Annotated in this window: 10 protein-coding genes and 1 other RNA gene; 8 read left to right on the plus strand and 3 right to left on the minus strand. The window is 59.6% G+C overall.

All coding sequences use genetic code 11. From position 1 onward, the window contains the following. Positions 1-2: 2 nt before the first annotated feature. From smc to ffs, 5 genes are all read left to right on the plus strand, one after another. The gene (smc, locus tag AC0IYH_RS03285; protein WP_471832953.1) at positions 3-3491 is read left to right on the plus strand and encodes a chromosome segregation protein SMC; all 3489 of its coding nucleotides are present in this window, start codon (positions 3-5) and stop codon (positions 3489-3491) included. Positions 3492-3750: 259 nt separating this feature from the next. After that, positions 3751-4620: a cell division protein ZipA gene (zipA, locus tag AC0IYH_RS03290; RefSeq protein ID WP_471832954.1), complete on the plus strand. Its 870-nt coding sequence runs from the start codon at positions 3751-3753 to the stop codon at positions 4618-4620. Between the two features lie 86 nt (positions 4621-4706). Beyond that, positions 4707-7073, plus strand: coding sequence for an NAD-dependent DNA ligase LigA (gene ligA, locus AC0IYH_RS03295; RefSeq protein WP_471832955.1), 2367 nt, complete (start codon positions 4707-4709; stop codon positions 7071-7073). A gap of 119 nt (positions 7074-7192) precedes the next feature. After that, the gene (locus AC0IYH_RS03300) at positions 7193-8359 is read left to right on the plus strand and encodes a putative zinc-binding peptidase (protein ID WP_116626073.1); all 1167 of its coding nucleotides are present in this window, start codon (positions 7193-7195) and stop codon (positions 8357-8359) included. Between the two features lie 199 nt (positions 8360-8558). Beyond that, positions 8559-8655: signal recognition particle sRNA small type (gene ffs, locus AC0IYH_RS03305), an RNA gene on the plus strand. A 199-nt stretch (positions 8656-8854) separates the two neighbouring features. On the opposite strand, the gene AC0IYH_RS03310 is transcribed toward ffs, so the two are convergent. Beyond that, positions 8855-9412: a hypothetical protein gene (locus AC0IYH_RS03310; protein ID WP_116626074.1), complete on the minus strand. Its 558-nt coding sequence runs from the start codon at positions 9410-9412 to the stop codon at positions 8855-8857. A 300-nt stretch (positions 9413-9712) separates the two neighbouring features. Here AC0IYH_RS03310 and AC0IYH_RS03315 point away from each other — a divergent pair, with 300 nt between their 5' ends. The 3 genes from AC0IYH_RS03315 (at position 9713) to AC0IYH_RS03325 (ending at position 12543) form a co-directional block, all read left to right on the plus strand. Then, complete coding sequence (locus AC0IYH_RS03315; RefSeq protein WP_471832956.1) at positions 9713-10714, plus strand: N-acetylmuramidase family protein; 1002 nt, start codon at positions 9713-9715, stop codon at positions 10712-10714. 184 nt (positions 10715-10898) lie between these two features. After that, positions 10899-11945, plus strand: coding sequence for an N-acetylmuramidase family protein (locus tag AC0IYH_RS03320; RefSeq protein ID WP_116626076.1), 1047 nt, complete (start codon positions 10899-10901; stop codon positions 11943-11945). A gap of 1 nt (position 11946) precedes the next feature. After that, the gene (locus AC0IYH_RS03325) at positions 11947-12543 is read left to right on the plus strand and encodes a hypothetical protein (protein WP_116626077.1); all 597 of its coding nucleotides are present in this window, start codon (positions 11947-11949) and stop codon (positions 12541-12543) included. Between the two features lie 57 nt (positions 12544-12600). Here AC0IYH_RS03325 and AC0IYH_RS03330 read toward each other — a convergent pair whose 3' ends face one another. Both AC0IYH_RS03330 and AC0IYH_RS03335 read right to left on the minus strand, forming a co-directional pair. Further along, positions 12601-13503, minus strand: a complete 903-nt coding sequence (locus tag AC0IYH_RS03330) for a DUF2167 domain-containing protein (RefSeq protein ID WP_116626078.1) — start codon at positions 13501-13503, stop codon at positions 12601-12603. Positions 13504-13564: 61 nt separating this feature from the next. Next, a complete protein-coding gene (locus tag AC0IYH_RS03335) occupies positions 13565-14428 on the minus strand; it encodes a LysR family transcriptional regulator (RefSeq protein ID WP_471832957.1) in 864 nt (287 codons plus the stop codon). Positions 14429-14499 lie beyond the last annotated feature (71 nt).

The raw sequence follows: 14499 nt of genomic DNA on the forward strand, positions 1-14499 counted from the left end.
GCGTGCGGCTCAAGTGCATCAAACTGGCGGGGTTCAAATCCTTCGTCGACCCGACCACGGTGAACTTCCCCAGTAACATGGCGGCGGTGGTCGGGCCCAATGGTTGCGGCAAGTCGAACATCATCGACGCCGTACGCTGGGTGATGGGCGAGAGCTCGGCAAAAAACCTGCGTGGCGAGTCGATGACCGACGTCATCTTCAACGGCTCCACCAGCCGCAAGCCGGTGAGCCAGGCCAGTATCGAGCTGGTGTTCGATAACTCCGACGGCACCCTGATTGGCGAATACGCGGCCTACGCGGAAATTTCGATCCGCCGTAAGGTCACGCGCGACAGCCAGAACAGTTACTTCCTCAACGGCACCAAGTGCCGTCGACGCGACATCACCGACATCTTCCTCGGCACCGGCCTGGGCCCGCGCAGCTATTCGATCATCGAACAGGGCATGATCTCCAAGCTGATCGAAGCCAAGCCCGAAGACCTGCGCAACTTTATCGAGGAAGCGGCGGGCATCTCCAAATACAAGGAGCGCCGCCGCGAGACCGAAAACCGTATCCGCCGCACCCACGAGAACCTCGCCCGCCTGACCGACCTGCGCGAAGAGCTGGAGCGTCAGCTGGAGCGCCTGCACCGCCAGGCCCAGGCCGCCGAGAAGTATCAGGAATACAAGGGCGAGGAGCGCCAGCTCAAGGCGCAACTCTCGGCCCTGCGCTGGCAGGCGCTGAATGATCAGGTGGGCCAGCGCGAAGCGATTATCGGCACCCAGGAAATCAGCTTCGAAGCGCTGGTGGCCGAGCAACGCAATGCCGACGCCGCCATCGAGCGCCTGCGTGACGGGCACCATGACCTGTCCGAGCGCTTCAATCTGGTGCAGGGCCGCTTCTATTCGGTGGGTGGCGATATTGCCCGGGTCGAGCAGAGCATCCAGCACGGCCAGCAGCGCCTGCGCCAATTGCAGGACGACTTGAAAGAAGCCGAGCGCGCGCGCCTGGAAACCGAGTCGCACCTGGGCCACGACCGCACGCTGCTGCTGACCCTCGGCGAAGAGCTGGACATGCTCACCCCCGAGCAGGAGATCACCAGCGCCGCCGCCGAAGAAGCGGCCGCCGCGTTGGAAGAATCCGAAACCACCATGCATGGCTGGCAGGAGCAGTGGGACGCCTTCAACTTGCAATCCGCCGAACCGCGCCGCCAGGCCGAGGTGCAGCAGTCGCGCATCCAGCAACTGGAAACCAGCATGGAGCGCCTGGCCGAACGCCAGCGGCGCATGCAGGAAGAGCGCGCGCTGCTTGCCGCCGATCCGGAAGACGCGGCGATCATGGAACTGAGCGAGCAACTCGCCGAAAGCGAGATGACCCTCGAAGAGTTGGAAGCCAGCGAAGAACAGCAAGTGGAGCGCCTGGAGCAATTGCGTCAGCAACTGCAACAGGCGACCCAGGCCCAGCAGCAGGCACAGGGCGATTTGCAGCGGCTCAATGGCCGGCTGGCCTCGCTTGAAGCCTTGCAACAAGCCGCGCTGGACCCCGGCACCGGCACCGCCGAATGGCTGCGTGACCAGCACCTGGCCGAGCGCCCGCGCCTGGCCGAAGGCTTGAAAGTTGAAGCAGGTTGGGAGCTGGCGGTGGAAACCGTTTTAGGCGCCGACCTGCAAGCGGTACTGGTGGACGATTTTGGCGGCTTCGACCTGGCCGGTTTTGCCCAGGGCGATCTGCGTTTGCTCAGCCCGGCTGCCGATGGCGCCCGGGTGCCGGGCAGCCTGCTGGATAAGGTCGAGGCGGCGATTGATTTGTCGCCGTGGCTGGGTCAGGTCAAACCGGTGGAATCCCTGGAGCAGGCGTTGGCCCAGCGCGGCCAACTGGCGGCGGGCGAAAGCCTGATCAGCCGCGACGGCTATTGGGTCGGCCGCCATTTCCTGCGTGTACGCCGCGCCAGCGAAGCGGAGAGCGGCGTATTGGCCCGTGGCCAGGAAATCGTCAATCTGATCGCCGAGCGTGAAGAGCGCGAAGCCACCCTCGAAAGCCTCGAAACCGAACTGCAAACCCTGCGCGCCACCCAGCGTCAGCAAGAGACCGGCCGCGAACACCTGCGCCGCCTGTTGCAAGACGAAGCGCGCCAGCAAGGCGAACTCAAGGCCCAGCTGTCGGCGAGCAAGGCCAAGGCCGAGCAACTGACCCTGCGCCGCACCCGACTGGATGAAGAAGTGGCCGAGATGGGCGAGCAGCGCGCCCTCGAACACGAACAGATCGGCGAGGCGCGCCTGCAGTTGCAGGAGGCCCTCGACAGCATGGCCCTGGACACCGAGCAGCGCGAGCTGCTGCTGGCCCAGCGCGACAGCCTGCGCGAGCGCCTCGACCGCGTGCGCCAGGAGGCCCGCCAGCACAAGGACCACGCCCACCAATTGGCGGTGCGCCTGGGTTCGCTCAAGGCTCAGCATAATTCCACCGCCCAGGCCCTTGAGCGCCTGGAGATGCAGTCCGAACGCCTCACCGAAAAGCGCGAGCAACTGAGCCTCAACCTGGAGGAGGGCGAAGCGCCGCTGGAAGAGTTGCGCCTCAAGCTCGAAGAGTTGCTCGACAAACGCATGACCGTCGACGAAGAACTCAAGACCGCGCAGATCGCCCTGGAAGACGCCGACCGCGAACTGCGCGACGCGGAAAAACGCCGGACCCAGGCCGAGCAGCAATCCCAGCTGATTCGCGGCCAACTCGAACAGCAACGCATGGAATGGCAAGCCCTGACCGTGCGCCGCAAGACCCTGCAAGATCAGTTGCTGGAAGACGGCTACGACCTGCACGGCGTGCTCAACACCTTGACCGCCCACGCCAACGAGAAAGAAGCCGAAGAAGAACTTGAACGGATTGCCGCACGTATCCAACGCCTGGGCGCGATCAACCTCGCGGCCATCGATGAATACCAGCAGCAGTCCGAGCGTAAACGTTACCTGGATGCTCAGGACGCCGACCTGGTGGAAGCGCTGGACACCCTGGAAAACGTGATCCGCAAGATCGACAAGGAAACCCGCAACCGCTTCAAAGATACCTTTGATCAGATTAATGGCGGTTTACAGGCGTTATTCCCAAAAGTTTTCGGCGGTGGCAGCGCTTACTTGGAACTGACGGGCGAAGATCTACTCGATACAGGGGTGACGATCATGGCGCGGCCTCCGGGCAAGAAGAACAGCACCATCCATTTGTTGTCCGGCGGCGAAAAAGCCCTGACCGCATTGGCCCTGGTATTTGCCATCTTCAAGTTGAACCCGGCGCCGTTCTGCATGCTCGACGAAGTTGACGCGCCGCTGGATGACGCTAACGTTGGACGCTACGCGCGTTTGGTTAAAGAGATGTCCCAGACCGTGCAGTTCATCTATATCACCCACAACAAGATCGCCATGGAGATGGCCGATCAGTTGATGGGTGTCACCATGCACGAACCGGGTTGTTCGCGTTTGGTGGCAGTGGATGTGGAAGAAGCGATGGCGATGGTGGAATCCTGAACCACGCCTTGAGAGATTTTTTGTAGCGCGATGTAAGGTGGTTTATCGGTCTGGCGAAAGTGGCAAATGGACATATTTGTTCAAGGCATTTTGACAGACGGTGTAAAGTTATCTTTGGTCGTGCTAGTTTAATGTCAATTTTTCGTGTGCGTGGGCAAAACGTCAGTCAGAACATAGAGTTGGCGCCACGTTTTAAAGCGGTTTGCACGGTGCTAAACCCCTTATTTTTCAGCATTTTTTATTAGAGGCACGGGATTACATGGAAATCGGTCTGCGCGAGTGGCTGATAGTCATCGGCATTATTGTCATTGCCGGTATTCTTTTTGATGGCTGGCGCCGGATGCGCGGTGGCAAGGGCAAGCTCAAATTCCGTCTGGACAGCAACCTGTCCAACCTGCCTGACGACGACGGCAGCGCCGAGCTGCTGGGCCCGCCCCGCGTGCTGGATACCCATAAAGAGCCGCAACTGGACGAGCACGACTTGCCGTCCATGAGCGCACCCTTGCGCGAAGCTCGCGAGCCGTCCTCCAAGCGCGGCAAACGCGCGAGCGCGGCCGGTGCCGAGCCGCATCAGGGCGACCTGAACCTCGATGTCGACGAAGGCCCGAGCTTCAGCAGCCGCGATGATGATTTCCCGGATGAAAACGTCGGCAAGACTTCCACTGCGCCGCGCCAATCGGTCAACGACCAGCCGGCGGCCGAAGAAGTGCTGGTGATCAGCGTGATCTGCCGTGACGCCGCCGGCTTCAAAGGCCCGGCGCTGTTGCAGAATATCCTCGAAAGCGGCCTGCGCTTTGGCGAGATGGATATCTTCCACCGTCACGAAAGCATGGCGGGTAATGGCGAAGTACTGTTCTCCATGGCCAATGCGGTCAAGCCGGGCACCTTCGACCTGGACGATATCGACCTGTTCAGCACCCCTGCCGTGAGTTTCTTCCTCGGTTTGCCAGGCCCGCGTCACCCGAAACAAGCGTTCGACGTGATGGTGGCCGCCGCCCGCAAGCTGTCCCAGGAACTCAACGGCGAGCTGAAGGACGATCAACGCAGCGTCCTGACCGCCCAGACCATCGAGCATTACCGTCAGCGCATCGTCGAGTTCGAGCGTCGCGCCCTGACACAGAAACGCTGAGGATTGCTCTTCAGCGTTGTCAGTAGAATAAGCGCACTAACATATTGAGCAGCTTCGGCTGCTCTTTTGCTTTATGAGAAAATCCCATGTCTGACATTGAAAACGATACCCAGCGAATTTTTCGGCTCCGTGCGGAGCTGCGAGAGCACAATCATCGGTATTACGTTTTGGATGAGCCGACTGTCCCCGACTCTGAGTACGATCGACTGTTCAGGGAGCTAAAGGCTCTTGAGGCCAAATGGCCAACATTGGTCACTTCGGATTCTCCTACTCAGCGCGTTGGTAGTACAGCTCTTGCGACATTCCGACAGGTTCGCCATGAGGTTTCGATGCTGAGCCTTGGAAACGCTTTCGATGAGAGCAGCATGTTCGAGTTCGATCGACGCGTACGAGGCGGGCTGGACTTGGATAGTGATTTGTTTTTTGAAGACATCGAATATAGCTGTGAGCCTAAGCTTGACGGGCTGGCCGTCAGCCTGCTCTATAAGAACGGTGTTCTAGTTCAGGGTGCTACTCGTGGCGATGGTACCACTGGAGAGGATGTCACTCTAAATGTGCGGACGGTGCGCAGTATCCCTCTTTCGTTGCATGGAGCCGGCTGGCCCTCCGTGCTTGAGGTTCGCGGTGAAGTTTTTATGTCAAAAGCAGGGTTTGAGCGGCTAAACGCTATTCAAGCTGAGTGTGGCGGAAAGACATTTGCCAATCCGCGCAATGCCGCTGCAGGTAGCCTTCGACAGCTCGACCCCAGGATTACAGCTACTCGTCCATTGGATTTCTGTAGCTATGGCATTGGTCAAGTTCAGGGAAGTTTGCCCCATACACATGTCGATATTTTGGAGAAGCTCCAAAATTGGGGTTTACCCATAAGTCGAGATCTAAAGCGTGCGAAGGGCATTGAAGAATGCCTTGCTTATTATCGCGACATTGGGGGCCGCCGAAGCAGCTTATCTTACGAGATCGACGGTGTTGTTTTTAAGGTCAACAGCCTAGCGTCCCAGCGTGAGCTAGGTTTCAGAGCTCGTGAGCCTAGATGGGCTATTGCTTATAAGTTTCCAGCCTTAGAGGAGTTGACTGAGCTTCTCGACGTGGAGTTTCAAGTTGGGCGCACGGGTGCGGTTACTCCCGTTGCTCGGTTGAAGCCTGTCCGAGTAGCTGGTGTCATTGTTTCAAACGCGACCCTACACAATATGGACGAGGTTGAGCGTCTTGGTCTGATGATTGGCGATACGGTAATTGTTCGCCGAGCTGGCGATGTAATTCCGCAGATTATGCAGATCGTCAAAGACCGGAGACCTAGTAACGCTCGCGCCGTGCAAATCCCGCAAACCTGCCCGGTGTGCGGTTCCCATGTGGAACGCACGCAGCTGGTCAAGCGCAGCAAGGGCAAGGAAACCGTCAGCGAAGGCGCGGTGTACCGCTGCGTCGGCCGCCTGGCCTGTGGCGCGCAGCTCAAGCAGGCGATTATTCACTTCGTCTCGCGCCGCGCCATGGACATCGACGGCCTGGGCGACAAGACCATCGAGCAGTTGGTGGATGAAAAACTCATCGGTTCGCCGGCTGACCTCTACAAGCTCAAATACGAGCAGATCATCGACCTGGAAGGCTTTGCCGATATCTCCAGCAAGAAGCTGATCACCGCCATCGAAAACAGCAAGCAGCCGACCCTGGCGCGCTTCATCTACGCCCTTGGCATCCCGGATGTGGGCGAGGAGACCGCCAAGGTGCTGGCGCGCTCCCTGGCCTCCCTTGAACGCGTGCAGAAGGCCTTGCCGGAAGTGCTGACGTACTTGCCGGACGTGGGCCTGGAAGTCGCGCACGAGATCCACAGCTTCTTTGAAGACAGCCATAACCAGCAGGTGATCGGCGCGCTGCTGTCGCCGGACGAATGCGGCTTGCAGTTGCAGGACCAAGGCGAGTTGAGCGCCGAGTTTGCCGCCAGCACCACCCTCGGCGGTTTGCTCGACAAACTCCACGTGCCCTCCGTGGGCCCAGGCGCTGCGCAAAAACTCGCAGACAAGTTCGCCAGCCTCGAAGGCGTGATCAAGGCCGACTGGCTGGACATGCGCCAGGCGCTGCCCGAGAAGCAGGCCAAGGCCGTGCGCGAGTTTTTCGACAACCCGGACAACGCCAACCGCGCCCTGGCCATCGAGCAACAGCTCAAGGACTTCGGCATGCACTGGCAGAGCGAGAAGAAGGTCGTCGAAGGCCTGCCCGAAGCCGGCCACACCTGGGTACTCACCGGCTCCCTGGAACTGATGAGCCGCGATGTGGCCAAGGACAAGCTCGAAAGCCTGGGCGCCAAGGTTGCCGGTTCCGTCTCGGCAAAAACCCACTGCGTGGTGGCCGGCCCTGGCGCCGGTTCTAAGTTGGCCAAGGCCAGCGAACTGGGGCTCAAAGTCCTCGATGAGGAAGCCTTCGTCGCCTTCCTGGCCAAACACAACATCACGGTGTAATGCGGTTTAAGTGGCGAGGGAGCTTGCTCCCGCCGGGCTGCGCAGCAGCCCTCTCTAACAAAGTGGAACGTTCTTGAAGCGCAAATGATCTAGTCTCAGTCACCCAGGGAGAGATCGCCATGTTCCGCTACTTCGAGCAACTCAGTTCGCGCATCGCTGCACCGTTCACGGCGGGATCCTCCCGCAACAGCAAGGTGTGGCAATGCCGTTGCGGGCAGTCCCTGTTCTTTCGCAACAGCCAGTGCCTGGCCTGCCAGGCGCTGCTGGGCTATGCGCCGCAGCAGAGCCGCTTGTCGTCCCTGCAACCCGGCCCTGTCGTGGACACCTGGCTACAGGACGGCAACCTCGACGCCGGCGCCTTCCGCCGCTGCGCCAACCTCGACACCCCGGCCGCCTGCAACTGGCTGATTCCGGCGCACAGCACCGCGCCGTTGTGTGTGGCCTGCAGCCTCAATCGCACCATCCCTGACCTGTCGATCGCGGAAAACCCCGAACGCTGGCGCAAGGTGGAAACCGCCAAGCGTCGCCTGGTGGCGCAACTGATCAGCCTTGGTTTGCAAGTGGTGCCTAAAAGCGTCGACGAAGACGCTGGCCTGGCCTTCGACTTCGTCGGCATCGACCTGGAAGGCAACGCGCCCATGACCGGCCACGCCAACGGCCTGATCACCCTCGACATCAAGGAAGCCGACGACGCCCACCGCGAGAAAATCCGCGTGCAGATGCGCGAACCCTATCGCACCTTGCTCGGCCATTTTCGCCATGAAGTCGGCCACTATTACTGGGATCGCCTGATCGCCAACAGCCCCTGGCTTGAACCGTTTCGCCGCCTGTTCGGCGATGAACGCGCCAGTTACGCCGATGCCCTCGACCAGCACTACCAGAACGGCCCACGGCCTGACTGGCAGCAAACCTGCGTGAGTGCCTACGCGACCATGCACCCCTGGGAAGACTGGGCCGAAACCTGGGCCCATTACCTGCACATGATGGACGCCGTCGACACCGCCCTGGGTTTTGGCATGAGCGCCCGCGAGATGGACCTGGATTACCAGCCATTCCCCCTCACGACGCTTTACGACCCCGAACACCCCGGCGGCACGGCCTTCCTGGCGTTCGTCAACGCCTGGATCGAACTGGCCGGCATGCTCAACGAACTGTCGCGCAGCATGGGCCAGCCGGATTTCTACCCCTTTGTGCTGCCGCCTGCGGTCATCGCCAAGCTGCACTTTATCCACTTGGTCATCCAGCAAGAGGGCGGCCGCGCCGATGAAGTAGTACTGGCACAATGAAGCACCAATGTGGGAGGGGGCTTGCCCCCGATGACGGTGGATCAGGCGATGAATTGGCTGGTGGCTGTACCAAGCCCCCTCCTACCTGGCAAGTACTTGAACCTTCTCATTTTTTAATCCGGAACCAACGGTTGTAACTTCCGATGAGATCGGTACAATGGCCCCGCTTGCCGAGAGGCAGGCGTCGTTATGGTGACCCCATCGGTCCCCCCGCAACGATTACCCGTGAACCTGGTCAGAGCCGGAAGGCAGCAGCCACAGCGGGAACATTGTGTGCCGGGGTGTGGCTGGTGGGGTTGCCTCCATAACGCTCTTTCTGATTGATTTTTGACGGTTTCACCCTTTGCCACGCGGTGGTACAAGGAGTGATACATTCGTGTCGACCTTCCCGTCCTGACTTTTGCTGTGCCGCCACTCGGTCTACTGCGTCCGATTCGTGGTGCCGGATATCATTCGCCCGTTGTTCCTCTTACCAATCAATTTCGCTGAGCCGCATTACGGCCGGTAAAGCGGGAATGCTTCCATTAGCGGTGGTATCTCCTGGCCCATCTCTGCTGCGCTGGCAGAGGGGTCGCTCGGTTTTGGAATATTCCTGGCGAAGTGAAAGATGATGGTCTGGCCGGTGGTGCCATCCTTGTAATACTTGAAATAGCTGATCTCCGAAAACTGCCCGTCTTTACGCAGTGAACGGGGGAAAAACATCATCGCGTAATCGATCCCGGTTCTATTGTCGGTCAGCAGCACTGCCGGCATGTTCGGGTTTTCCTGCTGATGAAGCTGGATGGCGTGTTTGGCCAGGTCGAGGGGCTTGAAGCGGTTCATCTCGCGAGGCACGACGGTAAAGTCCACCATTTCATTCCAGGCATCCATGCTTTCCTCTGCGGGAAAATACTCCCACAAGCCCGATTTTTGGAATTTCAGGACGAACGTCTTACCGCCGAACACCACCGTTTTGGTGTCGGCAATAGACGGACTGGACATGTCGGAGGTGAGCGGCGTGGCGCAGCCATAGAGCAGGAAGAAGGCGGACAACATAAGCAATGTGGCTTTCATTTCAATCCTTGAAAAGGGGCGTTAGTGTATTTTACGCATGTAACAGTAGCCCAACGCGTCAGTGAATACTTCGTCTATCGGGGTTGCCTCCATAACGCTCATTCTGCAACCTGATCAAACACATCCTTATTCGATCTTCTGCTGATTCCTTGCGCAGTGTTGACGACTTCTTGCGTCTTTCCAAAATACCCACTGGACAACCCCACGGCGCCTGCTAGCTTCAATTGTGTGCATTTAAAAAACGTGGTGCTGGAGTAGTGAAGAGGTGATGGCACTCCTTATTCAATGAGGATGATTGCCATGCCCATACTCCAAGGGTTACCCAGCCTTATCAGTGCTTCAGTTGGCACCCTTGGCAAGGCGCGCAATGTGCCTGCCGATGTTCAATGCATCCAATACCTCTTCAACCTCATCACGCCACAAACCGCCTTGCCCCTGGCGGAGAACGGCGTGAGCGACGGCCAGTTGGTCCAGCGCATCAGCCAATTTCAATCCATTCAGCTCAAGTTCACCCAGCCTGATGGCGTGATTGACCCCGGTGGCCGCACGTTCGGCCGTCTGATCGAAGACGCGCTCAAGGCCAGCCAGGGAGGGCAAGGCAGCGACGTGATTCGCGCCAGGGTCAACCAGTACCTGAGCCGGGCCCGTGCGTTGGTCGAGGCTGAGCAGCGCAAGCAGCAACTGGTGGTGCAGGCGACATGCGACGGCGGAGTGACCCTTACCGAGGCGGATTTCCAGAGGGCCTCCACTGCGCTGGGCAATGGTATTTCGGTGAATATCATCACGGCATTCGCCGCCGTGGAGTCCGGTGGGCGCTCCGGCTTCGGCCCGGCTTATATGCCGGTGATCGCCTTCGAGGGGCATATCTTCCGCAAGTACACCCAGCAGAAGTACGACAAGACCCACCCCTTGTTGTCGTACCCGTACCTGGTCAAGGCCGGCCCGCAATGGCGAACCAATAATAAAGACCAGACAAAAGCCTGGCAGACCATGGCCGCTGCATTTGAGCTCGACCCGGAGGCGGCGTTGATGTCGGCGTCCTGGGGCATGTTTCAGGTCATGGGCTTCAATTTTGCCGCCTGCGGTTACGGCACGGTGTTCGAATTTGCCGCGGCAATGAAGCTCAATGCCGGTCAGCAACTGATGGCGTTCGTCGGTTTTTGCCGCAAAAAGCCGGCATTGGTCAAAGCCATGAAAAATAAGGATTACATCGGCATGGCCGGTAATTACAACGGAAAGGATTTCGGCGACTACGACAGGCGAATCCAGAGGGCCTATGAAACGCTTGAGCGAAAGAAATAACGCGGCGATAGCGATTTCGGTGTTTGCCGCGCAACCGATGATGGCTATCTCACAACTTTCAAAAGACCCGCTGGACAACCTAAAACCGCCTTGCTAGTTTGCGCCGGCACTTGTTTCAAAGTGTGACAGGGTGGTGGTTTGATATTGAAGTGATATCACTTTTTAACTAACAAGGATGTCTGTGATGAAAAGCCTGCAAGGGTTGCCGCGTCTTATCAGTGCTTCCGTAGGCGCTCCGGGCAAAGCCCGCAACTTGCCCGCCGATGTTCAGTGCATTCAGTACTTGTTCAATTTGATCATTCCCAAGATGGGTTTCCCGCTTACCGAAAACGGCAAGTGTGATGGTCAACTGGTGCAGTGCATCAGCCAGTACCAGTTTCGCCATCTTAAATATGCGCATCCCGATGGTGTGATCGACCCCACCGGTCGCACCTTCAACAGCCTGATCGAAGAAGCCGTGAAAGTGCCGGTGAAGGCGTTCCCGACCCTGCGTATTCCGAGCTTTTTGAATGTGTTCGGCAGTAACCAGGGCGATGCGGTGCAAGCCACCGTCAATGTGTACCTGGACCGTATGCGCGCGATGGTCGAGGCCGAGCGGCGCAACCGGCAATTGATGCTCCAGGCCACGTGCGACGGCGGCATGAGCCTGAGCGAGACGGACTTTCAGAACGCCGCCACGCAGTTGGGCAATGGTATTTCGGTGAATATCATCAAGGCCTTCGCCACCGTGGAATCCGGCGGTCGCTCCGGGTTCGGGCCGGCCAAGTTGCCGGTGATCGCCTTCGAAGGCCACTTGTTTCGCAAGTACACCAAGCACATCTACGACCAGGCGCACCCGCTGCTGTCGTACCCCTACAAGAAAAAGGCCGGGCCGCAGTGGCAGGCCAACAACAAGGATCAGGCCAAGGCCTGGGAAACCATGGCCACCGCCTTTGCGCTTGACCAGGAGGCGGCCTTGATGTCGGCGTCCTGGGGCATGTTTCAAATCATGGGGTTCAACTTTGCGTCGTGCGGTTATAAAACCGTGTTTGAGTTCTCGGCGGCATTGAAGGTGAATGCCGGCAATCAACTTAAAGCGTTCCTGGGTTTTTGCAGCAAGAGCCCGGCGTTGATAAAAGCCATGAAAGCCAAGGACTTTACCGGCATGGCCCGTAACTATAACGGCGAGGACTACGGCAACTACGACGTCCTTATGCAAAAGGCCTACGAAAAACTTGAAGGGAAAAAATAAGATGATTCGTTCTCTCGCGATTTGCGTGCTGTCGTTGTGTGCCGCGGCGCCTGCCTTTGCTGTTTCGGGCGCGTTGCATTCGGGCCAGTACGAAGGGCTGATGTTGGCGGTGACGCCGCAGCATCAGGTTGAAGGTTTCTACGCCGAGGAGTTGGGTGAAGGCGTGACCCGCCGCTGCACGTTCTATTTGCAAGGCAAGCCCGAGGCGCTGACGACCTGGGTTGACGAGGCCTATCCCGGCAGCGTGGCGTCTTCCTCCGACGGGGTGACCCTGACGGTGGAGCAGGGCCGGCAACATCCCGGCTGCCTGAGCGTGCTGATGCCGGAGATTGCCACGGGCCTGGAGCTGACCCAGACCGCCGAAAAAAACTGGATCGGTCTGGTCACGGTGTCCGCCGACAAGGCCTACCTGCTCAAGACCCCGGGCGCGAGCGCGGCCAAGCGCGCGTATATCGTCAAGGGTGATGTGGTGGGCGTACTCGCATTCAAGGACGGCTGGGCCGAAGTCGAGTTCACCAACGCCGAGGACCGCGCGTTTACCGGCTGGATCAGCCAGGACCAATTCAGCCGCCTGGCCATACCTGCGACGCAACACTGAGTCACCCCCGCACGCCGCAATGTGCCTGGCACATTGCGGCGTTTTTGTGGGCGGGGTTCAGGCCTTGTTGCGGTTGAACAGTTTGCGAATCAGGGCCAACAGCGCCACCACGCCGATCACCAGGAACTTCTTCGCGGCCAGCAGGAAAATGCCGATCTTGGCGAACAGCCCGGCCTTGGCGGCAATCCCGCCGGCAACCAGCGCTGCCAGGCCATAGGTGGCCAGCTTGTCGGTGCTCGGGTTGAAGTCGGTGTACAGGTTGCCGTCGGTGAAGTTGGTGAAGGCCAGCACCTTGGGCATTTCCTGTTTGATGGTGGCCAGGTCGGCCATGGCGGCGACGGCGTTGAGTTCCAGCACGCCCTCACGGCCCAGCACGCGGATGCTGTAGTTGAGGGTGGTCTGGTCGGCGTCGTCGGCTTTCAACTCGCGGGCCCAGTACATCTTGTGGCTGGTGTCGTCGTAGCGCGGCGGCTCGGCCCAGCCCAACAGATGCAGGCCGGCGTAGCCTTGTTTCTGGCGTTCCTTGTTCTCGGCTTCGTCTTCTTCTTGCATCTGCTTGAGCAGGTCGGCGTAGTCGATTTTTGCGGCGTCCTCGTCGGAGATATGCCCGTCGTTCTTATAGCTGACGATCACGCCCCAGCCGCGCTCCGACAACGGGCTGACGGCTTTTGGCACGATCATGCCCAAGGTCTTGAAACCCGGCGGGTTGCCCCAGCCATCGGTCAGCAGGCGCTCGGTGTCGGCGGGGTCGAGGTAGTAGAACTCGTCGTTGAGCTTGAGGTTGGCAATGCCGCTGGGCAGGGTGATCGTGCCGGTCTTCTGCTTGAGAGAGGCGAGAAAATGCTCGGCGGTTTCAGCAGGGGCGCTGGCTTCGGCAGGCGCAGGTGAGGATGCGGCAAAGGCGGGTGCGACAGGCAGGCTCAGCAAGGCCGCCGCCACGATCAGGCGGAAGTAATTCATGGTAGTCCCTTACATTTTGAATTAATTTCGCCGGAGAATACCTGAAATAACCTGTTACAGGTTAGCCGAACGTCTCCCGCGGCAGCCCGGCAAACGCGTCCCGCGCCAGGTGTCGCTGGGTGTCTTTGTGCCAGAACAGCAGGTTGTCCACTGCCTGCAATTCCTCAAACCGGTACGACGCCAACTGATTGGCCTGCTCATAGCGCGCCAGGATGCCTTCCGGCGCCAACGCCACGCCAATCCCCGCGCTGACGCAGCCGATGATCGTGCCCCAACTGGCATAGCTGGCGATGGCGGGCTTGAAGTCGTGGGGCTTGACCCAATTCTCCAGCGCCGCGCGATAGGGGCAGCCGGGCGGCCACACCAGCAACGTGCGGCCGGCGAGGTCCTTGGCGCTGTGGATGGGCTCGCTGGACGCGCTGGCAATCAACACCAAGCGCTCGCTGTAGACCACGCTGTGTTCCAGCTTCGCGCGTTTGTTTCCAGAGGCGACCAACGCCACGTCCAGGCGATGGTGCTGCAGGTCATCGAGCAACTGGCCCCAGGCGCCGGTCACCAGCTCCAGGCTGACCTCGGGGTAGCGCTGGTGGTATTCCGCCAGCAGCGGCGGCAAGCGGCCGCTGGCACTCGACTCCACCGCACCGATGCGCAGCGTGCCTCGGGGGATGGCATTGGCATCCACGGCGCGTTTGGATTCGTCCACCAGGGCGAGGATGCGTTCGCAGTAATCGAGGAAGATCTCACCGGCCGCGCTGATCGCCAGCCCACGCCCGGCGCGGATAAACAGCGGCGTGCCCAACTCGCTTTCCAACTGTTTGATGCGCGTGGTGATGTTGGACGGCACGCAATGCAATTGCAGGGCGGCCTGGGCCACGCTGCCGGTTTGCGCCACGGCTCGTACCATCTTCAGTTGGGCCAGTTCCATTGCTCAGTTCCAGTGATTTCAGCTGTCAGAAACGGTTAATTGTCCTGCGCCTTGGCGGGGCCAAGACTGGC

Source organism: Pseudomonas sp. AC463 (assembly GCF_979253585.1).